At 57.0% G+C, this 26,515-nt stretch carries 27 protein-coding genes; 15 read left to right on the top strand and 12 right to left on the bottom strand.

Features of this window, described 5'->3' with window-relative positions:
* Nucleotides 1-40: 40 nt before the first annotated feature.
* Together ACYVIT_RS08955 and ACYVIT_RS08950 are read right to left on the bottom strand one after the other, a co-directional pair.
* The gene (locus ACYVIT_RS08955) at nt 41-1,015 is read right to left on the bottom strand and encodes a Bug family tripartite tricarboxylate transporter substrate binding protein (RefSeq protein WP_415807178.1); all 975 of its coding nucleotides are present in this window, start codon (nt 1,013-1,015) and stop codon (nt 41-43) included.
* Between the two features lie 124 nt (nt 1,016-1,139).
* Nucleotides 1,140-2,249, bottom strand: coding sequence for a 2-methylaconitate cis-trans isomerase PrpF family protein (locus tag ACYVIT_RS08950; RefSeq protein ID WP_460478182.1), 1,110 nt, complete (start codon nt 2,247-2,249; stop codon nt 1,140-1,142).
* Between the two features lie 61 nt (nt 2,250-2,310).
* Here ACYVIT_RS08950 and ACYVIT_RS08945 point away from each other — a divergent pair, with 61 nt between their 5' ends.
* On the top strand, nt 2,311-3,246 hold the full coding sequence (locus tag ACYVIT_RS08945) for a LysR family transcriptional regulator (RefSeq protein WP_415807177.1): 936 nt from the start codon (nt 2,311-2,313) through the stop codon (nt 3,244-3,246).
* A gap of 88 nt (nt 3,247-3,334) precedes the next feature.
* Here the strand turns inward: ACYVIT_RS08945 and ACYVIT_RS08940 are convergent, their stop codons facing one another.
* On the bottom strand, nt 3,335-3,538 hold the full coding sequence (locus ACYVIT_RS08940; RefSeq protein WP_415807176.1) for a cold-shock protein: 204 nt from the start codon (nt 3,536-3,538) through the stop codon (nt 3,335-3,337).
* A 362-nt stretch (nt 3,539-3,900) separates the two neighbouring features.
* Between ACYVIT_RS08940 and fabZ the strand changes: the two genes are divergently transcribed.
* Complete coding sequence (gene fabZ, locus ACYVIT_RS08935) at nt 3,901-4,344, top strand: 3-hydroxyacyl-ACP dehydratase FabZ (RefSeq protein WP_415807175.1); 444 nt, start codon at nt 3,901-3,903, stop codon at nt 4,342-4,344.
* A 398-nt stretch (nt 4,345-4,742) separates the two neighbouring features.
* On the opposite strand, the gene ACYVIT_RS08930 is transcribed toward fabZ, so the two are convergent.
* Nucleotides 4,743-5,450, bottom strand: coding sequence for a FadR/GntR family transcriptional regulator (locus ACYVIT_RS08930; protein ID WP_415807174.1), 708 nt, complete (start codon nt 5,448-5,450; stop codon nt 4,743-4,745).
* A 230-nt stretch (nt 5,451-5,680) separates the two neighbouring features.
* Between ACYVIT_RS08930 and ilvD the strand changes: the two genes are divergently transcribed.
* From ilvD to ACYVIT_RS08900, 6 genes are all read left to right on the top strand, one after another.
* Nucleotides 5,681-7,390, top strand: coding sequence for a dihydroxy-acid dehydratase (ilvD, locus tag ACYVIT_RS08925; protein WP_415807173.1), 1,710 nt, complete (start codon nt 5,681-5,683; stop codon nt 7,388-7,390).
* A 73-nt stretch (nt 7,391-7,463) separates the two neighbouring features.
* Nucleotides 7,464-8,750 carry an MFS transporter gene (locus ACYVIT_RS08920; protein ID WP_415807172.1) on the top strand — a complete coding sequence of 429 codons (1,287 nt, stop codon included), beginning with the start codon at nt 7,464-7,466 and terminating at the stop codon, nt 8,748-8,750.
* Between the two features lie 50 nt (nt 8,751-8,800).
* Nucleotides 8,801-10,174, top strand: a complete 1,374-nt coding sequence (locus ACYVIT_RS08915) for an FAD-dependent oxidoreductase (RefSeq protein WP_415807171.1) — start codon at nt 8,801-8,803, stop codon at nt 10,172-10,174.
* 693 nt (nt 10,175-10,867) lie between these two features.
* Nucleotides 10,868-11,548: an SOS response-associated peptidase gene (locus ACYVIT_RS08910; protein ID WP_415807170.1), complete on the top strand. Its 681-nt coding sequence runs from the start codon at nt 10,868-10,870 to the stop codon at nt 11,546-11,548.
* An 810-nt stretch (nt 11,549-12,358) separates the two neighbouring features.
* A complete protein-coding gene (locus tag ACYVIT_RS08905) occupies nt 12,359-12,658 on the top strand; it encodes a hypothetical protein (protein WP_415807169.1) in 300 nt (99 codons plus the stop codon).
* Between the two features lie 11 nt (nt 12,659-12,669).
* Complete coding sequence (locus ACYVIT_RS08900) at nt 12,670-13,497, top strand: hypothetical protein (RefSeq protein WP_415807168.1); 828 nt, start codon at nt 12,670-12,672, stop codon at nt 13,495-13,497.
* Here the strand turns inward: ACYVIT_RS08900 and ACYVIT_RS08895 are convergent.
* Genes ACYVIT_RS08895 through ACYVIT_RS08880 form a run of 4 tightly spaced genes read right to left on the bottom strand, consistent with a single transcriptional unit; the run spans nt 13,494 to nt 15,422 of the window.
* Nucleotides 13,494-14,045 (bottom strand): hypothetical protein, encoded by a 552-nt coding sequence (locus tag ACYVIT_RS08895; RefSeq protein ID WP_415807167.1) that lies wholly within the window; start codon nt 14,043-14,045, stop codon nt 13,494-13,496. The genes ACYVIT_RS08900 and ACYVIT_RS08895 overlap by 4 nt on opposite strands.
* Nucleotides 14,042-14,518, bottom strand: coding sequence for a hypothetical protein (locus ACYVIT_RS08890; protein WP_415807165.1), 477 nt, complete (start codon nt 14,516-14,518; stop codon nt 14,042-14,044). The genes ACYVIT_RS08895 and ACYVIT_RS08890 overlap by 4 nt, the downstream gene beginning before the upstream one ends.
* On the bottom strand, nt 14,502-14,855 hold the full coding sequence (locus tag ACYVIT_RS08885) for a hypothetical protein (protein WP_415807164.1): 354 nt from the start codon (nt 14,853-14,855) through the stop codon (nt 14,502-14,504). The genes ACYVIT_RS08890 and ACYVIT_RS08885 overlap by 17 nt, the downstream gene beginning before the upstream one ends.
* 18 nt (nt 14,856-14,873) lie before the next feature.
* Nucleotides 14,874-15,422, bottom strand: a complete 549-nt coding sequence (locus ACYVIT_RS08880) for a glycoside hydrolase family 19 protein (RefSeq protein WP_415807163.1) — start codon at nt 15,420-15,422, stop codon at nt 14,874-14,876.
* Nucleotides 15,423-15,553: 131 nt separating this feature from the next.
* On the opposite strand from ACYVIT_RS08880, the gene ACYVIT_RS08875 reads away from it, so the two are divergent.
* Nucleotides 15,554-16,246, top strand: a complete 693-nt coding sequence (locus tag ACYVIT_RS08875) for a hypothetical protein (protein WP_415807162.1) — start codon at nt 15,554-15,556, stop codon at nt 16,244-16,246.
* A gap of 12 nt (nt 16,247-16,258) precedes the next feature.
* Here the strand turns inward: ACYVIT_RS08875 and ACYVIT_RS08870 are convergent, their stop codons facing one another.
* The 4 genes from ACYVIT_RS08870 to ACYVIT_RS08855 all read right to left on the bottom strand — a co-directional run bounded on the left by ACYVIT_RS08870 (nt 16,259) and on the right by ACYVIT_RS08855 (nt 21,197).
* Nucleotides 16,259-17,029 carry a hypothetical protein gene (locus ACYVIT_RS08870; RefSeq protein ID WP_415807161.1) on the bottom strand — a complete coding sequence of 257 codons (771 nt, stop codon included), beginning with the start codon at nt 17,027-17,029 and terminating at the stop codon, nt 16,259-16,261.
* A 2-nt stretch (nt 17,030-17,031) separates the two neighbouring features.
* Nucleotides 17,032-18,795: an SGNH/GDSL hydrolase family protein gene (locus tag ACYVIT_RS08865; RefSeq protein ID WP_415807159.1), complete on the bottom strand. Its 1,764-nt coding sequence runs from the start codon at nt 18,793-18,795 to the stop codon at nt 17,032-17,034.
* Between the two features lie 62 nt (nt 18,796-18,857).
* On the bottom strand, nt 18,858-20,531 hold the full coding sequence (locus tag ACYVIT_RS08860; protein ID WP_415807158.1) for a host specificity factor TipJ family phage tail protein: 1,674 nt from the start codon (nt 20,529-20,531) through the stop codon (nt 18,858-18,860).
* A gap of 507 nt (nt 20,532-21,038) precedes the next feature.
* Nucleotides 21,039-21,197, bottom strand: a complete 159-nt coding sequence (locus ACYVIT_RS08855; RefSeq protein WP_415807157.1) for a hypothetical protein — start codon at nt 21,195-21,197, stop codon at nt 21,039-21,041.
* On the opposite strand from ACYVIT_RS08855, the gene ACYVIT_RS08850 reads away from it, so the two are divergent.
* The 6 genes from ACYVIT_RS08850 to ACYVIT_RS08825 all read left to right on the top strand — a co-directional run bounded on the left by ACYVIT_RS08850 (nt 21,196) and on the right by ACYVIT_RS08825 (nt 26,299).
* Nucleotides 21,196-21,681, top strand: coding sequence for an ATPase, T2SS/T4P/T4SS family (locus tag ACYVIT_RS08850; protein WP_415807156.1), 486 nt, complete (start codon nt 21,196-21,198; stop codon nt 21,679-21,681). The two genes, ACYVIT_RS08855 and ACYVIT_RS08850, sit on opposite strands and share 2 nt — an antisense overlap.
* A gap of 148 nt (nt 21,682-21,829) precedes the next feature.
* Nucleotides 21,830-22,747, top strand: coding sequence for a TrfA (locus tag ACYVIT_RS08845; protein WP_415807155.1), 918 nt, complete (start codon nt 21,830-21,832; stop codon nt 22,745-22,747).
* A 344-nt stretch (nt 22,748-23,091) separates the two neighbouring features.
* Nucleotides 23,092-23,529 carry a hypothetical protein gene (locus ACYVIT_RS08840; RefSeq protein WP_415807154.1) on the top strand — a complete coding sequence of 146 codons (438 nt, stop codon included), beginning with the start codon at nt 23,092-23,094 and terminating at the stop codon, nt 23,527-23,529.
* Nucleotides 23,526-24,233 carry a StbB family protein gene (gene stbB / locus ACYVIT_RS08835; protein ID WP_415807153.1) on the top strand — a complete coding sequence of 236 codons (708 nt, stop codon included), beginning with the start codon at nt 23,526-23,528 and terminating at the stop codon, nt 24,231-24,233. Before ACYVIT_RS08840 ends, stbB begins: the two co-directional genes overlap by 4 nt.
* Nucleotides 24,234-24,244: 11 nt before the next feature.
* Nucleotides 24,245-24,679 carry a hypothetical protein gene (locus tag ACYVIT_RS08830; protein WP_415807152.1) on the top strand — a complete coding sequence of 145 codons (435 nt, stop codon included), beginning with the start codon at nt 24,245-24,247 and terminating at the stop codon, nt 24,677-24,679.
* A 12-nt stretch (nt 24,680-24,691) separates the two neighbouring features.
* Nucleotides 24,692-26,299, top strand: coding sequence for a type IV secretion system DNA-binding domain-containing protein (locus tag ACYVIT_RS08825; RefSeq protein WP_415807151.1), 1,608 nt, complete (start codon nt 24,692-24,694; stop codon nt 26,297-26,299).
* Nucleotides 26,300-26,515 lie beyond the last annotated feature (216 nt).

The following is a 26,515-nucleotide window of genomic DNA, read 5'->3' as shown; positions in this document are numbered from 1 at the left end:
CCACGAATCAGACCGCCTCACTCGCCCTCAAGCCGGCAGCCTATCGCGCCGCCAGCGCCGTCGTGGCGGCGAGCTTTTTCCAACGCACGGCCTCGCTTTGCACAAACGCACCCAGCTCCGCTGGCGTACTGGTATGCACCTCAGCGCCCTGCTCGTCGATTTTCTTGACGACTTCAGGGTCATTCAATGCTTGATTCAAGGCCGTGTTCAGCTTTTGTACGAGAGCGGCATCCGCCTTGGCCGGCGCAAAAATCGCATACCACTGAGGCACCTCGACACCAGGCACGCCCGCCTCGGCCAGCGTCGGCAGTCCGGGCAAAACAGATGTGCGCGTTGGCCCGGCAACCGCCAGCGCCCGGATCTTTTCAGATTTCAGATGGGAATAGACGCTGAACAAACTGGGGAACATGACTTGCGTCGTCCCGGACAAGGTGTCGGTCAATGCCGGCGCCGAGCCCTTGTACGGGATGTCCAGCATATTTGCCCCGGTAGCTTGATTGAACAATTGCCCAGCCACAGCCGGCGCCGTCCCCGCCCCTGCCGAGGCAAAGGTCAGGCTGTCCGGATGATCCTTGCTGTACTTCACCAAGCCCGCCACATCTTTGACCCCGATACTGCTGGACACCACCATGATGGTAGGCGAATCCGCCACTCGGCCAATAGGCGTGAAATCCTTGACAGGGTCGTAGTTCAGCTTTTGCAAAGCTGGATTGATGCCATGCGTGCCGATATAACCCAGCATCAGCGTATAACCGTCAGCGGGCTGGCGCGCCACATAATCCGAGGCGATCGCCCCCTGCGCACCGGGCTTGTTGACCACAATGATCGACTGGCCCAGCAGATCTCCCATTTTTTGTCCCACCACGCGTGCCAGGGCATCATTGCCTCCACCCGCCGCCGTTGGGACCACCAGAGTGATCGGGCGATCCGGATAATCCGCATATGCCGCGCTCATGCCAAAGGTACAGCACACCGCGACGGCACACGCCCACTTTTTGCTCGTCAGAAAATCCATTTGTGTCTCCTAGTTTTATCAAATTCGTTGCGTGGGCCAGCTCATATAGCGCCCACATTGCGATCCTGCGTTCACATGAACGGTAATCGGCGGCATCCGTGCGCCACATCGATCATCGCAATCGCTAAGCAGCCTCGCGTTGCAGCAAGTGACTGCCTATCTGATACTGACCGGGCACATACAGCATCCCTTTCATGATCTTGCGTGCCGTACGCACCAGCCCCGCTGCGCGCACCACGCCGCTAGACACGTCCAAGGCCACATCAATATCCATCCCGCCCGAGGGATGCTCGATGCGCACCGTCCGATACCCGTCTTGAACATCCGGACCACCGCACAGATGCGCCACCGTACCCGGCATGAAAAACGCACTGGCCACGCCCACCGCCCCGGTTGCCGCGTGCGCTCGATGGCACACATGCGGAGTGAAATAACGCGACCGGATGGACGCCCTGTTTTCAGCTGGTGCCAGCAACACCGGCTTGGGGATCACACTATTGCTGACATCACCCAACCCCATACGCTTGCCGGCCTGCAGGCGTATACGAGCGATCCGTTCCAGCAACGCTACATTGCCATCCAATTGGGCTGCCGTCTCGTCCCCACGCAGCCCAAAATCCTCGGCCCGCATCAACACCATCGGCATCGCCGCATCGATCAAGGTCACCGGCAGACCCTCTATCATTTCAAGCCGGTTTCCCGTGGGAAACAAACGTCCGGTGACCGCACCCCAAGCATCCTGAAAGTTCAATCGTACGGGAGCCGCGGTACCAGGAACGCCGTCAATGCGTGTATCGCCTTCATAGGTAATACGGCCGCCCGGCGTTTGCACCACTGCTTCAATTACAGCTCCCGTGTTGACGTTATGAACGCGCACCACCGTCATTCCCTCACGAGCCGCGATCAGCCCTTCATCGATCGCAAACGGCGCGGCGCCCGACAGCATGTTGCCGCAGTTCGGCCGTGTATCCACCGAGGCTCGGTCCACAGACACCTGCGCGAACAAATAATCGATATCGCAATCGTCTCTCGATGAACGGGACACGATCGCGACTTTGCTGGTCAGGCTGTTTCCCCCGCCCAGGCCATCGACCTGCAATGCATGGGGCGAGCCCATCGCCAGCAGCAACAGACGATCCCGCTCTGCAGGATCGGCAGGCAGCCAATCCCCCAGAAAAAAGGGGCCGCGTGACGTACCGCCACGCATCAGTACACAAGGGATTACGGTTTCCATGTGAGGAATTCTGCGCCGGGCACGCTACTATGTGAATTGCAACTTATCTATGGATTAATGCATGGCACGCATCAATTTCGACCTGCAGGAATTGCAGGCCTTTGTCGCTGTCGCCGAGCGTGCCAGCTTTCGTGCTGCCGCAGAGGACCTGCACCTGTCTCAGCCCGCGCTCAGCCGGCGCATTGAGAAACTCGAGGATCTGCTGGGTGCGCGCCTGCTGGAGCGCACAACACGACGCGTATCGTTGACCAACGTAGGCCGTGTTTTTCTGGAACGCGCCCGCAGCGCGATTGACGAGCTGGATCGAGCCGTCCTGAGCATCGAGGATCTGGCCACGCAGCGCGGCGGCCTTGTCACCGTCGCTTGCGTCCCTTCCGTCGCGTATTACTTTTTACCCTCGGTCATCCGCGACTATTCCGAGCGATTTCCTCGCATCCGGGTCCGGATCATCGACGAAACGGCCAATACGGTGCTCAACAGCATCGTTACCGGCCGTGCGGATTTTGGGATCAGCTTTTTTGGCACGCAAGAGCCGGACATGGATTTCAAAGCCGTATTGCGCGAGGACTTCGTGCTGGCGATACGCAACGATCATCGATTCGCCCGCCGACGCAGCGTCTCGTGGGAAGAACTCTCGGAGGAACGCTTTATGACCGTGGCGAAAGAAAGCGGCAATCGTCTGTTGATCGACGACGCCCTCGCCAAGAGCGGTAAACGCACCGTCAGTGCGTTCGAAGTCAGCCACATCATGACATTGCTCGGTATGGTCGAGGCAGGATTAGGCGTCGCGGCCGTACCGCAATTAGCCATGCCATTAACTCGCCATGCCACGCTGACCAGTCTCAAACTCGAGCATCCCCGCGTTACCCGCACGCTCGGGCTGATCACACGCCGTGGCCGGCCATTGGCACCCGCTGCGCAGCAGCTCTACGACATGGTTCATCAGGCCGGCAAAATGGCCAAACGCACCCCGGCGTCAAAAACCGGGAAAAAATAGCGAGATACCGAGACGGCGAGACGAGGCTGAATACCGAGCCATCAACAAAAAAACCCTCCACAGAGGGTTTCTTGACTCGACGAGTTCGTTAGAGAACGCGAATCTTTGTGGCTTGCGGGCCTTTTGCGCCTTGGGCGGCGTGGTAGCTCACGCGCTGGTTTTCTTCCAACGACTTATAGCCTTCGCTTTCGATCTCGGAGAAATGGGCAAACAAATCTTTGCCGCCATTCTCGGGCATGATGAAGCCAAAGCCTTTTTCCGAGTTAAACCATTTGACGATACCGGTTTCCATAGCACTTCCTTATATAAGTAATGTTCGAGCAACGGCCCAAACAGACGATCAAGGAAGGATTGAGGACAATGATGACACGGTAGTCGCGCCTGACCGCTCAACGATCACGACACTTGAAGATCTCCGTCAATATGAGCCCCGTACATCGGAAAGTCAATCGAAGTTTCAATTGAACGCATAAACGGCGTGGAATTCCCGAGTTCTGCAACGCTATCCGTGCCAGACTGCCGGATACGAAGCGCGGCAACACTTCATATCACCCTCATCCGCGCAACATGCCAGGCACTGTGGCACACTGCCAGCACGCAAACAGCGTAGAAGCCAGGCACGGGCTCCAGTGCGACCGAATAGGTACTTCCCGTATGGGCCTGAACATCAAATCAATTATGGAGCGCCTGCCGCATCGCTATCCCATGCTGTTGATTGATCGTGTAACTGAGATCATTCCTCGGCAAAAAATCACCGCAATCAAGAATGTCTCCACCAACGACCCATTCATGGCAGTCGGACAGTGCATGCCAGGCACGCTCATTATCGAAGCCATGGCGCAGTCTGCGGCGTTGTTTTCATTCGCCGACGAGGGAACGGAAAGCAGGCCGGAACAAGGACAGGCGGTCTACTATTTTTTGGGCATTGACGACGCGAGGTTCATCAACCCGGTAACGCCCGGGGACCAGCTACGCATCGAAGTGCAGGCATTGCGCTTAAGCCGCGCCATTTGCAAATACCGCGGCCAGGCATTTGTAGAAAAAGACCTCGTCGCCGAAGCCACTATTCTGTGCGCCGTACGGAATTCACCCGAATAATCCAGACAGGCCGACGCGTTGCCCTTACCGCGTCGGCTATCGTGTTTGCGCCTCATTCAAACGCCGTGCTTCCTCTTCCGCATACGCTTCCTCGTCAGGCTCGTACGATCCCTCATAGAGGCACGAATCGCGATCCCAGGTGCACTTGTTGAAAAGCCGGCTAGTCGTGCGCGAACTCATGCACCCTGCCATCACCACAACAAGACATACCACGGCACCACAACGGCCCAACGTTTGAATCGACATATTCCCTAGCCCTAAAAAAAGAGTGTTGCAGCCATTGTTATAGCAAGTCTTGGCAACTCAGAGCAGGTATGAACCCCGGAGCAAGCCGGATCTCTCGATTGACAACGTTCTCGTCGGCGGCAGATAAATCGGCATTGAGCGCAATACGAACGCTAAAGGACTTCCTTGTCCACATGCTGAACCACCAGATCAATGACGCGCGACGTGTTCTTCGATGCGAGCGCCTCGATGATCGCGCAGTGCTCCTGGTGCAGCGTGTCGCGGCTTTCCGGCACAAAACCGTAGATTCTCCAGGCCTGCGTCCATAGTTGATGGATCTGCTGCTGCATCGCGGACAAGATAGGATTGCCGGCCAGCTCGGCGACCTTGGCCTCAAAGCTCAAATCCAGACCGGCATTCTCCTCGAACTCGCCCTTTGCAGTCTGGTCCTGAGCGTTGTCGTCGATCAGTTCTTTCAGGATGCGAATGCCGCCTTTGTTGGCCTTGATCGAATACGCCTCGAAAACCGCACGCTCGACCGCCGTACGTGCCGCGATCAGCTGCTGCATGAATTCCTTGCTCACGCCCTGCGCCAGCAACGCATTCAAATTGTCACCACTGGTGGCAACCGCGTGCTTTTCGACAAAATAGGTGCCACTGCCCACGCGAGTCTCGATACGTCCGGCGGCCTCGAGAACCTTCAGCGCCTGGCGGATCGACGAACGGCTCACAGAAAAACTCTCGGATAGTTCTCGCTCGGACGGCAGCTTGTCTCCAATTTGGAATTGGCCGCTGTTCAGCAGACTCTCAAGCTGCTGGCACACCTCTTGAAAAATGTCTGTGCGCTTGATGGGAAGCATTGAAAAACGGGGCTTGCTCATGTGGGCTCGATGCCGAACATCCAAAACTACGGGACTCGGAACTTTACCATTCTTCAGCAAAATGGTCCGTCCACTTTCTCGTACATCGCTTTTATTTTCCTGCCAATTGGGGTAAATCCGATCAAATTGGATAGTTGTCAGACCACTTTTAGTCAGATAGCATACCAATCATCCCCAGCCTTATCCGTCGCACAGCCGCGTACGGGCAGCGAAACCAGGAGACAGCAGCAATGTACAGAAGCAATTTTGAGCCCGGCTCCACCCGTTGGGCAGTGCGGCGCAGCCAGTGGCGCAGCATGGGCATCCGTGAAGAAGACATGGACAAGCCCAAGATCGCCGTCATCAACACCTCGAACAAACTTTCCTGCTGCTACGTCCATCTGGATGCCATCAGCGCTCTGGTCCAGCAGGCCATCCGCGATGCCGGCGCCCTGGCGTTTGAAGTGCGCACGGTGGCCCCCAGCGACTTTGTCACCAGCGCGGGGAAAAAAGCTCGCTATCTCATGCCGACCCGCGATCTGATGGTCAACGAGGTGGAATGCATGATGGAGGGCGCGGTGCTGGACGGCATGATCTGCCTATCCTCCTGCGACAAGACGACACCTGCCCATCTCATGGCGGCAGCACGCCTGGACGTCCCCTCCCTGCTCTTGACCTGTGGCTACCAGATCGGCGGCAAGTGCTCAAACGAGAAATTCGAGGATCAGTTCTTCGACATCGACGACGTGTACGAGCAGATCGGCGCGCTGGCGACCCGCACGATCACACTCAAGGACCTGACCGACATGACGGATGTGGCGATCCAGTCGCCTGGCGTCTGTGCTGGCCTGGGTACCGCTAATTCCATGCATATTGTGGCCGAAGCCATGGGCATGACGTTGCCTGGCAACTCACCCATCTGGGCCAACGGCCGCCGCCTGAACGAATATGCGCAAGCCGCCGGCCGTCAGATCGTCGAATTGACCCGCCACGGCGTCTCGGCACGCAAGATCATCACCGAAGAGTCCATCCGTAATGCCGTCATGATGGTGCTGGCCGTCGGCGGCTCAGTCAACACGGTGCGTCACATTGCCGCGATCGCCACCGAGGCCGAATTGCCCCTGGACGTCGTGAAACTCTATGAAGACTACGGCAAGTCCATCAAACTGCTGACGGCCGTACGTCCTAACGGCCCCTTCCGCACCGAAGACCTGGAAGCCGCCGGCGGAACGCCCGCGGTCATGAACCAACTGCGCGAACACCTGCATCTCGATGCGCTGACCGTGACGCGTCAGACCGTGGGCGAGAACATCCGCGATGCGCGCGTCAAAGACGGCAAAATCATCCGATCCCTGGCTGATCCCGTCAGCGTGAGACCAGGCGTAGGCATTCTGCGCGGCAATCTCGCGCCCAATGGGGCCATTGTGAAATTGTCCGCGGTGCCGGGCGAACGCGCCGAATTCTCCGGCCCCGCCAATATCTACGAAGGCGAGGACGAAGCCATTGAGGCGCTGGGCAAAGGCTTGATCAACAAGGGCGACGTGATCGTCCTGCGCAACATGGGTCCCAGCGGCGGCCCCGGCACAGTATTCGCCTGCAGTTTCGTAGCGGCACTCAATGGCGCCGGCATCGCCGAATACGTAGCAGTCGTCACCGACGGCGAATTGTCCGGCTTGAACCGGGGCATCATCGTCGGCCAGTTGATGCCGGAATCTGCAGCCGGCGGCCCCCTCGCCGTGGTCAGGCAAGGCGAAACCATCCATATCGACTTCGTCAACCGCAAGATCGACATGGACGTTCCGCAGGACGAGATCGCCCGGCGCCTGAGTGAATGGCGTCCCCGTGAACTCGAACTCGGCGGCGGCAACAGCACCTATCTCTTGCAGTATGCCCAACTCGTGCAGCCCATCGAACAAGGCGCGGTGCTGGGCAAACGCAAGGTTCACGCACATACCTCTTGATCCCCGGCCGGCGCCCTGGCACAGGCCAGGGCGCCGGCCAACTCATAACAACGGCACACGGAGACAGCCCATCATGTCCACGCAGACAGAGGCACAAAAATCCAGGAAAGCGGGTCTGGCAGCATTCATCGGTACCGTCCTGGAATGGTACGACTTCATCATCTATGGCACCGCGGCAGCCATCGTACTGAACAAGATTTTCTTTCCGAACAGCGATCCGCTGGTCGGCACCCTCGCCGCTTTCGCCACCTATGCGGTCGGATTTCTCGCTCGCCCACTAGGCGGACTCGTGCTCGGCTACCTCGGTGATAAGGTCGGCAGAAAGACGGTACTGGTACTGACATTGTTCCTCATGGGCGGCGCCACCACCGCCATCGGTCTATTGCCAGGCTATGACAGCATCGGCCTATGGGCGCCGGCATTACTCGTATTGATGCGATTGATCCAGGGTTTTGGCGCAGGCGGAGAATATGCGGGCGCCGTGGTCTTGTCCGTAGAGCACGCACAGAAAGGCAAGCGCGGCGCGGCCGGCGCCTGGGCCCCTCTGGGCTTTGCCGCAGCTACGTTGCTCGCCAACGCAGTGTTCTTTTTCTTTCTGAACACCTTGAGCGAAGCGCAATTCATGGCCTGGGGATGGCGCATTCCCTTCCTGCTCGGCGCCGTCTGCGTGTTGGTCGGCTACCTGATCCGACGCAACATCGAGGAACCGCCTGCCTTTGAGAAAGCCCAGCAATCGCAGCAGACAAAGAAGATCGGCCTGCTCTCAGCCATCAAGCATCATCCACGCAGCTTCTTTATTGTCATCGGCTCGCGCATGGGCGAGAACGGTTTTGCCTACCTCTATCCTGTATTTTGCGTGTCATACATGGTGACCACGCTCAAGATGGAAAAATCGATGGCATTGTGGGCCGTCATCATTGCATCGGCTATCCAGCTCGTGACGATTCCGTTCTACGGCGCGCTGTCCGATCGCATCGGACGCAAGAAAGTCTATCTCGGCGGCATCATTGTCTCCGTGCTGTGGCTGGCGCCCTTTTTCATGCTGCTGGATGTGCAGGCCTTCTGGGCCGTCGTGCTGGGCTTTGCGGTCGGCCTCGGTATCGCCTATCCGGCCATGTTGTCGCCACAGGCTGCCTGGTACGCGGAACTCTTCGATACCGAATTCCGGTTGGCAGGCTTCGCGTTTTCGCGGGAACTCGGCTCGCTGCTGGCTGGCGGACTGGCGCCCTTTATCGCGACGGCGCTCTACACCTATTATCAGCACTGGTGGCCTATCGTGGTCTACATGGGCGGTATGGGTGTCCTGACCCTGATCGCACTCGCGCTAGGGCCTGAAACCGTGCACAAGAACATCGATTAACGCAAAGGCAGCCGCCGTCAACGGCGGCTTGCACTGATGAAGGAAACAGCATGGACAGCAACAACACCGATTTCCCCGCCTGGCATCTCGAAAGCCGCTACGACGCCGTACCCGACCTGCCCGTCCTGGCAGAGGTCGACGTGTTGGTAGTAGGCGGCGGTGCCGCCGGCGTGGCTGCCGCGACAACGGCTGCCGAACACGGCAAACGCACCTTGGTGATAGAGCGCTACGGATTCTTTGGCGGCGCGGCCGTGGCCGGTATGTCAGGGACGATCTGCGGCATGTATCTGGCGAGCGACGTCCACGCCGAACCCCGTCAGGTCGTCCAAGGATTCACTGAACGTTTCCGCGCCGAGCTGGCCCGCCGCAACGGCGTCACCGCACCGCAACGCTACGGCAAGACCTGGACCGTGACACACGATCCGCTCATGTGGAGCGAGACGGCGGATCAGTTCGTCGAGGAAGCCGGCGCCAAAACGCTGTTCCATACCAGCGTGACCGGCGTCATCATGGAACAAGACGCCTGCACCGGCGTCGTCATCGAATCGGCTGCAGGGCGTTCCGTCATCCTGGCCAAGCGCATCATCGACGCATCCGGCGATGCCGCAGTCATTGCGCGCGCCGGTTACGGCTATGTTTTCGGGGATCACGGAAAAATTCAGAACCCGACGATGTTCTTCAGACTCGGTCAGATCGACATGCCGCGATTTCTGGCCTATTGGGGTGACGACACCATCAACCCGCCCAAAGTCAGCGAGGCCATTGAGCAGGCCGACTCTGCCGGGCGCTACGCATTGCCTCGTAAAAAAATCTGGATCTTCCCGACTACCCGCCCCGGCGAGCTGCTGGTCAATGCAACCCGGCTGACGGCACGTGACGGCCATATGCTCAATGTCATCGACCCCGAAGACTTCACCGAAGCCGAGATCGCCGGCCGCCGTCAGGTCCGCGAATATGCCGCCTTTCTCGCGGACAATATTCCCGGCTGCGAGGCGAGCTACGTGGTTAACACCGGTACGCAAGTCGGTGTGCGCCAGACTCGCAGCATCGTGGGCGTAGAGACTTTGACCAACGACGATGTGCTGTCCTGCCGCAAGCGCGATGACGGCATCTGCAGAGTGCCATGGCCGATCGAACTGCACGCAGGCGAAAAACCCAAGCTGCACTGGTTGCTGGATGACTACTACGAAGTGCCCTATCTGGCTCTGGTGCCCGAACAAGGCGAAAACCTGATTGTGGCCGGCCGATGCCTGAGCGCCGAACACGAAGCACTGGCCTCGGCGCGCGTTACCGCACAGTGCTTCGAATACGGCCGGGCCGCCGCCATCGCGGCGATTTTGTCGCTCGATAGCGGCCGGCGCCTGCGTGATATTCCGGGACAGGAAGTCCGCGCAACCATGCAGGCATTGGGAAGTGCGCTGTAAGCGCCAGACGCACTATGTGAGCAAGTGCGCTCGGGCCGTTCACAACGACGATCCGAGCACCTGTTATTTCAAACTGGCCGCAACACCAGGGAGCCCATCAAAAATGGGCGCGTTGATTTTCGTATCAGCCACCACAGAAGCAATCTCGGCGGGGGGTGTTGCTGATGGTGTTGATCGGCGCGTTACCGACCCCGCTGCAACCCGAGACAAGACCTGCACACAGCGCGAGCACCACAGTCAACCTTTTTGACCATTTACCATGCACTTGTGCGCCTCGTTTATGCGTTCCATCATCGCCTGCGCATTTATATCAGACGATCGAGGTATTCACAGCTACGTGACCGAGTCAATGTGCCGAGAGTCGAAGACACAGCGAGAATCGGCGCATACAGCGAGCGATGCGAAAAGTTCCCAGTATGACTCGCCGGCGAACCAACGATGAGTCATATGCAGGCAGCAAAAAGCCCGTAAGAACTTGTTCTTACGGGCTTTGCAGACCAGGAGATACCTGGAGAATTCTTGGTGCCGACGGCGAGACGCCAATATCAAGCGTTGGCGGGATATTTTTATAATTCTGGGGCTATTTTGGGGCCTTCTGCGCGATTTCTGGTCTCCGGGTGAGACCCGAATTCAAGTCAAGACAGAACCGTCGAGCCCATATACTAACTGCCTGGATCCAATGGAGACTGCCCCATGTGCGGACGCATAGTCCAAAAATCTGGCCCGATGGATTACGTCGAGCGGATCGATACCAACTGGGCAACGATCTTCGATGATCCCGTCGGTCCTCGCTACAACGTGGCGCCTGGCACTCGACCGATCACGGCCCACCGGTTGATTGACGGCACCGAGCAGATGATGCGGCTACCGTGGGGCTATCAGCCAAATAACTCCAAGCATTTCATGGTCAATGCCAAACTGGAAACCATCCAAAAGAACGGTTGGCCATGGAAGATGTTGATTGGCCGTGGCCGGATCCTCGTGCCCGCCGATGGGTGGTATGAATGGAAGCCGCTCTCTGACGACCCGAAACCGCCCAAGCAGCCCTACTACATCCATGGCGACGGCCCGCTATTCTTCGCGGCCCTGACGGCTTGGCGCCCCGGTGACGAAATGGACAAGGCTCATGGGTTCGCCATAGCAACCAACGATTCACGAGGCGGCATGGTCGACGTGCACGATCGACGCCCCATAGCGCTGCCGGCCGATTTGGCGCGTGAATGGATAGATCCAGGCTTGCCAGTGGATGAGGCAAAGGCCCTGCTGAACGAGGGCCTGCCGGAAACTGCCTTTACCTGGCACCCAGTACGGCAAGAGGTCGGCAGCTCCAAATATGAATTGCCCGACGCGATCGAGCCAGTTCTAACGCTTTGACTGCTGCGCGTACAAAGCAACAGCCCCCTCAAGAGAGGCGCGACTTCCGCGCCATTCGCCACCGCCCCACAACTCAAAAGCCCAGCCGCCATTCACAAAGACCCGACATATGGACCATCCACCAGGGCCAGACCAATAGTATTCATCGACCTGCTCCCAATCGGCTGCGCTCATCCGTGTCTCGGTATTCGTGACAGATTGCCACTGTGGCACCAATTCTAGAGCGGATATACTGGATGTTCAACCAGTATTTCTAGTGCTCCATGTATGTTCCCGCCCCCACTGACCAGCAAACGTCTAAAGCAGATTCAGGAGCTGCGTAGAGATGATCCTGACGTACACGAGCTGCTTTGGTATATCGCGCGCCTGCGGAGTTACGTGCGTCGCTTTGATCAATTGCTGGAAAGCATGCCCGTCAGGGCAGCGGGCACTACCGACTTGCTCGCAAGGTGTGGCGAAATGGAAATCGGGGAGGAAGATTTTATTCAGGAGCGCCGAGCCCGAAATCTCCCCCCTCCTAGCCCGAAGCCAGCGGACGCCGATAGGTACGTTGAAAGGGAGGCGCCGAACGAAAACGGGATCTTGGCCAAAGTGCCTGGGGAATACCTGGACGAAGCTCGGCAGAGTCTCCCGCCGGTCGATTTGGCTGAGGATCGCATCTATGAGGCTGTCGTTGCGGCCGGTCATCTTGGGCCCATACGGGTCCAATTCAGGCGTCACAAGGCTAGGCATCACAAGCACAGTCACTGGTTTTGGTCTGCGTTTAAGGCAGAGCGCACCGAGCCATGAAACATTAGGTATCATTTCGGTATGGCGACATACCCCATCCCCGAATACCTACAAGACTCCCACGACGGCGACGAGTGGGCTATTGTTGCCATCCTGGGCGGCCGCGTCGTGGCGCTGCGCTATATCTCGGACGTTGCGCCGGAGATCGGACTGACGGAGTCTGCTATTGGGCAATGGCTAGATCGCAATCCTCTGGAGTTGCGCGAATTGAAGGCGCTGGGGTCAGTGAGCGCTGGGATCGTCACAGCGGACGGATTTGAGGTGCAATGGGAGTTGTCCGTGCAAAAGCTGTTTCATGAGTTCTTACGCGGGACTAAATAAGGACGCTTGCGATGCGACTTATAAAGAGCTGTAATCCAGAACACAATATCCGAACGAGCTCTACTGCGAAGCTGCAGGTAGGTTCGTATTATTTTTACAAACAACATGAAAACTTAGAGATCAAGGATGAGGGCGAGGCGACAAATAAACTCTATGTCGATATTCGTGGACCATTCTCGATATCTGCCGCGAACCTAAATGCGCTAACCGGCGGCCAGTTTGTCTCTGGTACTGATCAGCACTCATCAGCACCTCGACTACCAGCGTTCACCCGTATAAAGGTCCAATGCCTTAGGGTCAGGCGCGATGGAGACCCTGTCATAGTTGATGAGGCGCGTTTCGAAATAGAGCGCTCACTGCCTAATGGTTTTGTATTCTGCATGTCCCTGACAGACGAAAACCAGACTAGCCCACTCTTTGAATCATACAGCGACTCATGGTCGCTACCATTTGAAAAATCCGGCCTTTTTGCGTGGCATCTGTCTCGGATGATGACAACGCAACTACAGCCTGAATGGATTGAGCCAAAGCTCCAACAAGATATCGAGTCTGGAAAAATCTCGCTCGACCAAGTAACAGTAGAGGTACACGACCGGGCCATTTTATATACAGATCGTCATATCACTCTAACCGCAGGAGACGAGGAGAAAATCAACGGCGTGTTCTCGATCATCCGGTCTTTGGCTTTTACCAAGCCCCCGCGATATAGTCGCGACCGAGAATATAGATTTCTTCTTAATGTAATTGCCGAGCATGCAAACGGAACAAAGACCATCTATGCTCCGGCGGCAGAACTCGTTCGCCTTACGCCAGACATTCCATGGGTAGACCTTGACTAGTGTCTACTAAATCTCGCAGGACCTTGAAAAGCAGTTATAGATCGAACATATCCCTGCAACCCATTCACTTGATCGGCCCATCCTGCAGCGTCCGCTCCCACCTCGCCAAGTCGTCTTGATAGGCTTTCTGCTCGCGCAAGACATTCTCCAAGTATTCCGATCCAGTCGGGGCCGGCCGCATCAGGTCCTCTGACGGCTCCGGCAGTTGGGGTACGGTTGCGATGCTGCCGCAACAACCCGTCAATACGAGTATTGACAGCAGTAAGCTCAAGCTCCAAGGTCTGGGCTTTCTGCTCGGCGAGTTGGCGGGCCAGCACGGCGCCGCGATGTTGGGCATCAGCACGATCTTTCTCCACTTGCATGCCGCGCTCGATGGCGGCTTGTTGGGCTTTCACTTCGGCCAGCGCTGCGGCATGGCCGGCGTCATAGCCAGACGACCAGCGCCACGACCAAGCCAAGACGCCGAGCGATACCAGCACAGCACCGATCGCGCCTGCGACTAGGTATCCCTTCCAGCCCGTCACCAGATCGAGCACCTTCTTGATCATGATCCCCCCAGCCAGTCAGGAGGATCTTTGGGCTCTACAGGCTGAGGCGTCACCGCTTCTTTCACGTCTGCTGCAGCTTCGCTCACCTTATTGGCTGCGGACTTCGCGGTAGTTGCTGCCTGACGAGCCGTCGCACCTGCCCCTGCGGCAGTTTTGGAAGCGCCTTCAGCCTTGGAAACGGCCTCTTGCGCAGCCTGAACAGCGGCGTCTGTCTTTGCCACCAATGGCGGTAGCCGCTGATCGATGATCACCAGCAAACCTTTGTTGACGTCGATTAGCCGTGTCACTTCGGCCTGATGGCCGGAATTTATTGACGCCACCGTGCGGTCAAACCAGAAGTACAGCGGCGTACCAAATATCAGCCCGCCCAGACACAAGATTCCCACATAGGCGAGCCATACCTTCAACGCTCGCAATAGGTGATTGGCGCGGTCTTCATCGCAGCGGCAAAGCCGCTCAATTACCTTGCCCATGATCGATCTCCTCATCATCTGTGCCGACCGGTACAGGCTCTCCAGTTAGGCGTGCGATACGAACCTGCGCCTCGCGAAGTTGGTACTTAAGAAGCCGGATATCACCCTTCATTGCAGCCCAATCCTTGCGCATTTCTTGCAATTGGCCGTCGAGTTCAATGGCCCTCTGCTTCCACTGATCTCGCTCGGCCGTGATGGTGGCCAGCGCATTGCCCGAGGCCGTAGCTGAAGCAACACTGTTGTCCAGCGTTCGCATGAGTAGAGGTACGAGCCACTTGCCGACAAAGCCGGCCACGATTACGGATATGCCACCGTATGCCCATTTTTCGAGATCCATCGCCCCTCCTAAGGGCTGTTATGGAGCGCCAAACACAAGGCGCACCGTCTCATACCGGCGTTGCCGGTCCTCCCACCCATTGGGCAGCCCGTTCTTGTTTTTGCCGTTCACGCGGATCGACAGGCGTAAAAAATCGCCGGAATCGGCGATCTCGTTGCAACCCTTGTTTTTCCACCACCAGCCACTACATCGGGCGGCGTCTACAGGCCGCTCCAGCCATTCAGGGTGATTGATGTAGTCGACGCCTAGGCCATCAGAAACAGCCTGGTAGTTTGCCCGCCCAGTGATCTGGATCAGCCCCCGACCGCGATATCGCGATCCGTCCCCTGGCTGAGTATTGCCAAGATCCGCCCTACCCTCGTAGCGACGTTGGGCTGGCGTCGGGCCCCAGATCTCTCGCGTATGCACGAAACCCGCCGACTCGTGGCCGATGGTAGCGATATACATCGCTGCGCGCAAAGGCGAAACGATCGCGAATTCCATCATTGATCGCTCTACAGCGTCATACCACTTGGCGGCCATTTCAGGCGAGAGCATGGCCGCTTTTGCAAAATCAGGCTCGCGCATTGAATCTCCAGGCGTAAAAAAACCCGCATCGGCGGGCCGCTCAAATAGTGATAAATTATTTCCGCGCACTTGGACGCTGTTGCCGACACGTGCGTCGCACAACGAGACCCAACAAAATCAACGCCAAGATAATGACCACTATGGCAAAAATGGAAACCAAACCAATGACATCCATTTGGGACATCTCCTTAGAAACAGCAAATCGGATGTATTTTTGGGCATCTCTCGCTGCAATTGGACTGGGAGCCATCACCGTCCTATCTGCCGTTCTGACGTTCTGGGCATCCGGGGTCATTTCCAAACACAATGACCAAGCAATAAACAGCGCGAGAGCTACAGCGGAACAATCTCGCGAATCCGCCAACCGCCTAGAAGCAGAAACAGAAGGACTGAAAAATAAAAATCTTCAACTGGCAATAAGGCTAGAAGAAGAGCGCACAGCGCGTCTGAAGTTGGAGGACAAATTGGCCCCAAGGAGACTCTCCAGTGATCAGCACCGAGCGTTGGTTCAGTATCTTCAGCGTTTACAGCCCTTCGACATAGCGGTCGGCAGCATCAGCGGAGATGTAGAAGCGATGGGCTTTGCGGAGCAATTGCGAAGCGCAATCAAAGAAGCCGGTTTCAAGGTATTCGACGGCATTGATCAACCCGTGTTCAGCGGCAGAGCTTATGGCGTGATAGTTGATATTTCAGACTCTAATATCGAAGCTCAAGGTGCTGACACAGTTAGAGCTTTAGCCGCAGCCGGAATCAAGTCCGAGTTCAGACTCAACATGCTCCCGACACACCGCAGCATCCAAATCATTATCGCCACAAAGCCCTAATCGATATTGGGGCTAAAGATCGGTTAGTCCGACACTCGGTCCGAACCCGGTTCGAATGCCATCCACCAACGCTGTTAAGCCACCAGACGGCGGAATGGTGTTATAGATCGCGACCATTCTCACGCGGCAGCTACCTTGCGTCGAGGATGAGCTGATGACCGATCCGATGCGCAACGTATTGTTGAACGTCAAACGCGCTTCTCCCGTAGCAGCGTTGTTAACTGCGGCCGAGGCGCCACCCTGGCCGATCACGGAGGAACCAGAGTTGTTTGATCCGTTAAATAAGCCGCCTATCGTTGCCCATCCACCAGGCAGCCCACGAGCCACATAGAGCCCAGTCAGAGGGCCTGCGTTTGCCCCACCCTGATCACGAAACACTCGAGTACTCAATATGCCGTCTTGAATGGATGCAAACATCGTGTCACCCCGCGCATATGGCGTTCCGACATCCTGTGCGAGCGTCAAATTGGAAATGACCGGTGCGGCACTTCCGTTGATCTTTTGGACAACTGCAACCAGTGTCATATCCGGCGTACCTGGCAATTGCGTATCAAAGTAGGCGCCGGGGCCCACGCCGGCGCCGTCAGTCGAATAATCGGGGGACCCGACGACTAGGAGTGGTAGAGCCGGATTTGCAAAGTTCCGGCACGACATCGAATCGCTCAAGCCCAAGACGTACAGGCCTACAAGGCCATCCGTGTAGGACAACTGAGGCATCGAGAAATCACCATCCCAGGGATAGTTTCGTTCCGTTGCGGCCACGCTGGTAATTAAATGACCCATCTTTAGACTCCGAGAACAGGAAAAAGTGATTGGTGTACGAATCTTTGTGCCCCAGCATTCGATACGTGGGCACCATCCGCCCACTGACCGCGAGCATTCTCGACCGCATGTGAAGCCCATGCGTCGTATCCGTTCACCCATTCGGTCGCATTCGCTAGCGCGACGTTATACGCAGCACTTCGGTACTGGGATTGGGGAATCAATATGGCCCCGGTGGACCGCTGCATTGGCATGACAATCACGTTGCCACAGTCAGAATGGGCTGTGCGATACGCCGCAATGATGGCTTCGTGCGCCTGTTCGAAAGTCGCGATACTCGCGCGCGGGCGCACTGGATCGTTGGTGCCCAGGATCGTCACAACTAGATCTAGGTCGAGTGCGGTGGCGTAGTAACGAATCCACTCGGCAAACTGCATGAAATCGTAGCCAGTGGCCCCGCCCTGGCCCAACTTTAGAACCTCTATGCCAACTGCGGCACTATCGCGCAGCAGGAACCCTGTTAAACCCACTGTGCCTGAAACCGTCTCGATTCGTACGGCATCAGCATTTCCAGACGTCAGCGGAATCACCGCTGACTGAACGGGAGAGCCTCCAGTGTCCGGCGTGACGGTCGTCCACGCCCCGTCGTTAGCTTGCCACCGGAACGATCCAGATTGAGCGGCGAAGAATACGGTCAACGAGTCGCCATGCACGAGATTTCCAAGGTCGTAGGAATCGCCCGCTGTTGATGAGTACAGGACAAAACCATCCGGCCCGGTTGGCATTGGAGGTGGATCGAACGGTTCTTGTGTCGGGTCATAGAGCGTCCATCCCGCAGACCGCGAGCCGGTAACGCCATCCATGTAGTAGCTCGGCGTAAACGAAATCCAGCCAGTCCCTGCGCGCCCGAACTTCTCATACAGCGCCGGGCAGAGAGCCTCGAGAATTGTCAGAAACTCAGTCCAACTATCGCCCGTCATTCCAAGGCGGGCTTGGCCAGAGCCAGCAAGAATCTGGCCGAGCTTTGCATGCCAGCGGCGCAATGATGAGCCATCCGTACGAAGGGGCAGATCGCGCGTCAGCACCGTTGGAACAGACGATGCATTATTGACCTGGGCCGTGTCCTGAATCGCCTTTGTCAGTCGTGGGCCAAACCCCGCAGCGTCTATAAGGCCATCGTCTATCCAAAGGTAGACTCGCCCGTTCTTACCTTGAACAATTCGAGCCGCGCTCCCCGTATCTTCATCGATCCCGATGTACTGGGACATTCGATCAACGGCGATCCGCTGGGTCTCGCTGGTCAACCTCGGACCGAGCCCCATCGCCTCAATAAGACCGTGATCCAGCCAGACATAAATACGTTTATCCGGACCTGTTACCACTTTAATGTAATCAGCCGAATCCACAGACAGGCCAAGGGTGGTGGCAATCGTTACCTGCAGTTCGTCAATGTCGCCTTGATTGGCGGGCTGAGGATCATCTCGCGTATACACTCCGGTGGAATCCGCAGTGTAGTAGCCGTTGTTTTCTGTCGTATCGCCCCAGACTCTCGCTCGACTGCCGGGTGCATTACCCGAAGCGGGGATATCGACAGCCAACTCATACGGAGTCACCCCAGCCTCCATAAGCGCGGCGTCACGCACCTCCGCTTTGAGCGTGGCTAGATTCGATACATCGTTGCCCACCCGATTGACGTTCGGCACGCCAGCCGGATCATTGGCATATTTCTTTAGTGTCCCGGCGTCAAACGAAGCACCATTAAGCTCTTCTTTGCTAATAGCAGCCATATGCGACTCGCATAAAAAAGCCCCGCTCTATGGCGGGGCGTATGGTTGAAACGGGTTAGCTGTTACGGATGAAAATCCAGGTCGTGCTCGTAGTACCGATCGTCGTAGTTGATTGCTCTCAGTGGCACCGTGCCGTCAGCATTGGCGCGGTCCTTTTCGCCCAGGATGAACGCACGAGCTTGGCGCGGGCTTGTTCCGACGCCTATCACATAGGTAGTCGGGAAGTAGGCTCCAGTGCGTCTCGTTAGAATGGGCGTGCGCGGTTCTCGCTCCAACAGCGCCCAGCGGGCACCACCGCCGGACGACACACCCATTCGCTCGACATAACCGTCCCGATTCTGAATGAATATCTGATATGCCTGCCCCTCTTGCCACTGCATCGGCTGCGAAAGCGTCACTAACAATGGATCGTCTTCGTCCACCTCAATGAACTCACCATCCTGGCTACGGCCTCGTGTATTGTCGGCATTCAAGAATCGCTCTGATGGAATGAGAAGGTTGGCTTCTGGCAAACCCGTAAACTGCGTGGCGCAATCCTGATACATCAATTTCCCGTACTCACGCCAGGCGAGAATCCAAGCCTGCTCGCTGAGTCTCACACCTACAGATTCAATGCGTTTCGGGTTGACTGCCGACCTGTCCTCGGGGATATATATGGTCGCTGGCGCGTCGTTATTATTTGGATCGATCCACTCAAACTCGATGCCGTCGTTCTCCGCATCATTACCCTCGGTGCGTTGTTCGCTACCCGGAATCTTATTGCGATGATTGAACAGCAAAGTGCTGTCATCGGTAGCGCGCTCGAAGTAAAGGCGGATCACACTGCCTCGGCGGTATGCGCGACAGAAAGCCGCGCCCGAGATCATAGTAAGAATCTCTTCAAAGGAAAGATTGTCCTTATCAATCGTGTAGTTGAACTGAGCAACGTCGATGCCAAAGTAGTCCTTTATCTCCTGCTCGGTCTGATAAATGTTGTCGAAATCGACTTCATCCGGAGTACGGTTACCTATGAGCGGATCCAAGCACACAGCAGAGAGAATATCGGCAAGACTGTTCGTCGGAAAAAGCTCTGTCGTGAACTCGGAGCCGGAGATCCGCCGCGGAAGATTTCGGGTGACGAGCATGTTGAGCTTAGGATCTTTGATCGCAAGCGCCCCATCAGTCGCCAGGCGTACCGCATGGACAGTGGTCACGTCGCCGAAATGCAGCTGATCCACGTACCCACACGCATACAAATCACGCCACTTCACCTCGTCGATGGTCGTACCTTCAAAATCGGTATCTGTGGCGGTAAGCCTACGTGCGCGGAAGCGCCAGCGATTGCTAGGGTCGTTCACCAGCTCGACGTTGAGCGTATAAGCTCGAGTCGACCTCGATGTAGCTGACCCGACCACTGTGCGCTCGAATGCATGCACGGCCCCATACGGGTTGCCTTGCACATCGACTCGCTGGGCCTCGAAGCGGAAATCCACATTGCGGCGGTACTGCTGCTGCCCATTGTCCGCATAGAGCGCGGCGGCGACCATGTTGGCGATAATTCGCCGGATCGGCCGCTGAGACTCCACGGTGACCCAGCCGATCCAGCGCTCAGCCGTCGTCGCAATGACCGGAAACAATGTGACCGTTTCCCCGCCGTAGTCATTGGCCAGCACGGTCCAATCTGCATTCACAGCGCTTGGATTGTCGAGCGTGATCTGGTTGCCGGTGACCGTGTTGATCGTATATGTCCCGGACATATCGACTTGTACAACACCCGAGGGCCGAGAAAGCGTGGGGCCGCCCGTGGCGTTACCAAGCTTCGCCCGCAAAGCAGCCCACGCGGAGCTGTTCTCCGTGACATCGAATCGCAGCGTTGTAGATTGGCCTGGAGCCTGATTGGTCCATACATCGGCGCCTCGAGGTCTCCAGAGCGATAGATGCGGTAGATCACTACCGCGGGATTCTTAAGCAATGTCCCTGCCGTGCGAGCCCGCTCGATCTCATCTGGCAACACCTCGCCAAGATCTCCAAACGTCACCCCGAGGCCAAAATCCAGATTCCCCCGATCGCCCAGCGGCTCGAGCCTCATGGGCATCCAGTCGAAGAACTGCAATTCCCCGGCTTCGTCACGAAGCCAGAGCCCCTGTCGGTAGTACGGCTGAAACCGATAAATCTTCGAAAAGCTGACCTGTGAGATCTGCAGTGTGTGCAGCTCGATTTCTGATGCACTTGATCCCAGGTAGAAATCGACGTATTGACTTGACTCAGGCATGAGGCAAATCCTCATTCACAAGTTTGTTGAGTAGATTCAAAACCTCTTTGGCGGCAGGCAGGCTTCCGTAGATCATGAGCAACATGATCAAGGTCGCCCAGTAGTCCCACTCGCCGGCGTCATATTCAGGTATCGCATCGACCTCTAACATGGCCGCTACCGGGTCCGGCAAAACCACCTTTGCCCGATCACTTATCGATCGGGTCCCCGCCGATGAACGGCTGGTCACCATCGAGGATGTCCATGAACTGATTCTGCCACGGCACAGAAATCGGATTCACCTGATGTATGGCGGTACACGCGGTCGAGTTCCGGCTACGGACAGTCTGGCCGCCTGCATGCGTCTGTCGCCAGATCGGATATTCCTGGCCGAACTACGCGGTCCCGAAACCTGGGATTATTTGGCAGCCTTGAATACAGGTCACCCGGGATCAGTCACCACCACGCATGCCAACAGCGCTACTGATACTTTTGACCGTCTCGCCATCCTCATCAAGCAATCGCCTACCGGCGGCAACCTTGATCTGCCGACCATTCAGGCCTTCTTACGTCAGACCGTAGACGTCGTGCTGCATTTTGAGCGATTTCGGCTGAAAGAACTTTGGTTTGAGCCTCGAAGACTGGTCGGCGGCTAAATCGCCGCACGCACCACATCAGCAAACGTCCGTTATCTCGTTGCCGGCCTGGTATGAACAGGCGCGGTTACTCCCTTCCCCTGAACCCGTGTGAGGCACTGCACACGCGCCAGGCAGGCCTTGTATGGGCTCGCCTGGAGCTTGACTCATGATTTCGCCCACTCGCCTGCCCTTTCACCAGGACGGCAAATTGCTGCATATGTCTGCCGCGATGCAACGTGCTCACCAAAAGGCCGATCAAGCACTGGCGGCTGCCGCAGAAAAGCAGGCCGGCACTCCAACACCGTTTATCCTGCCCGGTATCAAGGAAACAGCACGAGCCATCCCCAACTACATCGCCCGAAGCGCGGTCTTCGCACCTGTTCGTCGAGGCTGGCGCACACTGCACGATGACACGGTATTTCTGGAAGGCAGCAACATTCTGCTCAAGGGATCCGGCAAGCAGTTGAGCGAAGACCATGCGGACATCTGGATGCATGCCATGTATCTGCAGACCACCGCATTGTTAGGTGAAGCCCCCATCATCAATCGCGCGGATTTCTTACGCGGAATGGGCAGGCCTACCGGAGGCAGCCAATACGAGTGGCTACATGAGGGCATGAAGGATTTGGCCCGCTTTACCCTGAGCATCGAAGCCCGTCGTAAGGATGGCTCTATCAAATACAGCTACGGCAATCACCCCTCAACCCGGGTGCTCGCCATGATCGGCGGCTTTGATTATGACGAACCCAGTGGCTACTACACCATCTACGCCGATCCGCGCTGGGCACAGATTTTCGGCAATCGGGAGTATGCCTTGGTGGACTGGTCCAAACGACTGCAAATGCGGCTGGATCTCTCCAAAAGCCTGCAGCGACTCATCGGAACGTCATCTGACATCCAGCAAAAATACGGCCTGAGCATCCTGAAAGAGCGTGCCCAATACACCGGTCGCATGCGAGATTTTCGAGCAACTCTTGAGCGCAGTTTGGCCGAACTGGAAGCGCTGGAAGTAATCGCAGAGCCCCGAATCGAGACGGCGACCAAGGGACATGAACAAGCTGTCTGGACTCGTCTGGATCGCTAATTGATCATGTCATAACGTCTCATCCCGTGATCCAAACCTACTCAATTACGGCCATTTTTTGGTTATTTATTGATCAGATCTTGCCTGTGGATAAGTCGTCTTTGTCGTCGGCATAGCATCGCGCCCTCATCGGCATAGCATCGCGGGTTATCGGCACAGCATCGCGCTTTATCGGCATAGCATCGCGCATCATTTTTGGAAACCCGCATGAATAGGGGCTTTCCAGCCATCTCGACGCCTTCTACCTTATTTCTACCTTATTACTACCAAGCAGACCTGTGGATAAGTCCACCCGCTGCGCCATCCGATTACCAACACTGTCTTCACCTCACTCATGGAAGCCTATGAATGAATCCCGACCCGTAGCGCGCTATCGCGCCGCCCTTGCTGCCCTGGACCCTCGTATCAGCATCGCCGCACAACTACGTGCTCTGTTTCCGCTGATCGAAGTGGAATTGGCGACAGGTGTTCCACATGCTGCGGTGCTGGACGACTTGGCCGCCGCAGGCTTGGCCGTACAGCACAGCACCTATGCCATCACGCTGTACCGTTGGCGCAAGGCCCAGCGGCGAGCAGTCAGACCATCTACCCCAACAACGAAATCCTCATCTCCTGTTCCGGCACTTGATGCCATTCAAGGCCGACCCCGCGATATCCAAACCCCTGGCGATCTGCGAAAGATTCGCGACATGCGGATAGACCTGGAGGCCTTGCGCCGTGAAGGGCTCGCCAATCGCACTCCATCTGCTGACAACATCCCCGTCAAAAGGAATAAATCATGAAAGTCGCCGTTCTCAACTACACCGGTTCCGTTGGCAAAACGGTAGCTGCCTCTCACCTCCTCGCTCCCCGCATGAACAGCGCTCAGATCTTTGCAGTCGAATCCACCAATGAAACGGGTGCTGATCTGGGCCTGGATGTTGATCAGCTACGCGGCGAACACTTTGGCCGATTGTTCCGGGAACTGCTCACCCGCGAAGATGCGATTGTCGATGTGGGCGCCAGCAACATCGAGGATTTTCTGACGCACATGATGCGCTATGAAGGAGCTCACGAGGAAATGAGCTACTTCGTCCTGCCAGTCATTAACACCGGCAAGGCACAGCGAGAGACCATCAAGACTGTGGCAGCCCTGGCCGAACTGGGCGTGGATCCAGATCGGGTGCGGATCCTTTTCAATCGTGTCGATAGCAGCGTGCAGGATGAGTTTCCCTCCATCCTGGCCTATGCCGCCAAAACAGGCGAAGTACAGGCCAGCCCCGGCGCTGCCATCTACGAAAACGAAGTCTTTGAACTGCTGGCCGACCAACGCACGACCATTGCCAACGTGTTGGCCGATCAGACGGATTACCGTGCACTGCTTCGGGCTGCCGACCCTGAAGACCATGTCCGCATTTCACAGCTAAGCAACCGGCACGCCCTACGCGCCCTGGCTAAACCGGTGGACAGGCAAATGAACGCGGCTTTCACCGCCCTCTTTTCCTGAGCCGTACCACCATGGAGTCACACCCGAATCCCAGTGGCGCCCGTACCAAACTAGATTTGCTGTACCACGAGGTACTGGGTGAAGTAGTTGGCCTCGTAGATAGGCTGGAAAACGCTACCCAAAGCTTGGATGCTGTGCAGAAGCACATGCAGACCATGGCCGACACACAGCAAGTCTTGCCTCAGCAACTCAGCCGCCACCTGATCGCCGCGATGGAAGCGGCAGCGAAACCCATCAACCAGCACGCTCAACACGCCATTCAGGCCATGCTGAATGACACCAACAATCGCCTGAATCATCTCGCGCGAGACGCCGGGCAATATGCCAGCATCGCCCACCATTCCGCACGGCGTATGGTCCTGATCGCACTGGCAGTGGGCGGCGCAGCAGGCATTTTGGGGGGCTTACTAGCAGGCCTGGCCTTGGGCCAGATCCTGATCTCTTGAGGACCGATACTCATGTCCACCCTGATCTCGCCCATTACGCGGCGGCGCATTGCCGCCTTCTCTTTGGCAATCTTTCCAACTGGCACCTGGATGGCCGCTGCCACCTGGGGAAGCCACATGCACTGGCGAGACTGGAACGCCAGAACCTTCCGGCATTTCGTGTTGCTGACACCTCAGTACCCCTTGCTTTACTACGCACTGGGTGCCGGCCTGGTGCTCGCATTAATGCTGATTCTGTTTGTCGGACGCACGGCCAAGACCGAAGGGTTTGAAGGTGCTGCCTACACCCGCTTCATCCGCGGCACCCGTACCACCTCGGCCAAAAGCCTGGCTCGCCTGTGCGAAGAAAGCGACAAGCAGCAAATCGACGTAGGCGGTATCCCCATGCCGACCGCCAATGAAAACCTGCACCTGCTGATTAGCGGCGCGACGGGCTCCGGTAAGTCGGTGCTGCTACGAAACATGGCCGCCTCTGTGCTGAACCGCTCACACCACAGCATGAGAACCATCCTGCTAGGCCAGCCACCAAATCGCAATGACCGCACCATCGTCATCGACCCCAACGGCGATCTGCTCAGCAAATTTTGGCAACCAGGCGACGTGATCCTGAACCCCTATGACGCCCGCAGCCAAGGCTGGTCGTTCTTCAACGAAGTCCGAGCCGACTATGACTGGAAGCGGCTGGCCCATTCCATGGTCCCCATGAGCCAGGATAAGAACGCTGAAGAATGGAACGACTTCGGCCGACTGCTGCTACGCGAGACGGCCAAGAAACTCCATCAGTTACAGGGCGACGGGGCTAGTGTCATGGATCTGTTTCGCCTGTGCACCATCGAAGACCCCAAGGTCTTGAAACAATTTCTGGAAGGCACCCTGGCCGAATCTCTGTTTGTTGGCTCCAGCGAAGCCAGCAAAGCACTGTCTTCCGCCCGTTTCGTGCTGTCGAACAAGCTGTCCGAGCACACCGGCATGAAACCGGGAAGGTTCTCCATCCGAGACTGGCTGGCTAGGCCAGACGGTGGAAACCTGTACATCAACTGGCGCGAAGACATGATGAGCTCCATGAAGCCACTCGTATCGTCATGGGCCGACGTATTCATCACATCCATCTTATCCATGCCCGAAGGCACCCACCGACGCTGGTGGCTGTTCATTGATGAGCTGGCCAGTCTGGAAGCTCTGCCGTCACTGGAAGCGGGTTTGACCAAAGGGCGGAAAAACGGTCTGCGTATCGTTGCGGGTTTGCAGAGCACATCCCAGCTGGAGTACATCTACGGGCGCACCATGGCCACTACCATTCGAGCGAGTTTTCGCAACCTGGCTGTGCTGGGCGGCTCCCGCACCGACCCGCAAACGGCAAAGGATATGAGTGAAAGCCTCAGCACTCATGAAGTTGAACGCCCCAAGTACAGCGTCAGCCGGAGTGTGGACCATCGCAACACCTCGGATAATATGGATCGGACGACAGAAGACGTGGTGACGGCGGCGCAGATACAGTCGCTACCAGCGTTGGACGGATATGTGGCCTTGGCGGGGGATTTTCCGATTGCGAGGGTGAGCTTACCGTTCAGGGAATTTGCTGTAGCCGCGACGGCGTTTCAGGAGTCAGGGAAGTATTGAATGCACTGCACCTACCGCAACACCATCAAGCGGATAGAATACCTGCAAGGCCGTAAGCGGCCAGAAGCTGTCGGTGAGGACTCTTTAAATTCAGGCTGAGTACCGCCACCAAGCCTTCGCAAGCCAGTGACCGCTAATGCCCAAACCGGACATTGGCCCACAAAAAGGCCTGACGACCGTTGTACATCTCAAACCTGAAATTAGCGAAGCGTTGTG

The organism is Bordetella muralis, from assembly GCF_054781015.1.
Note: the sequence above shows the minus strand (reverse complement) of the source record. Positions and strands in the feature narration are given on the sequence as shown.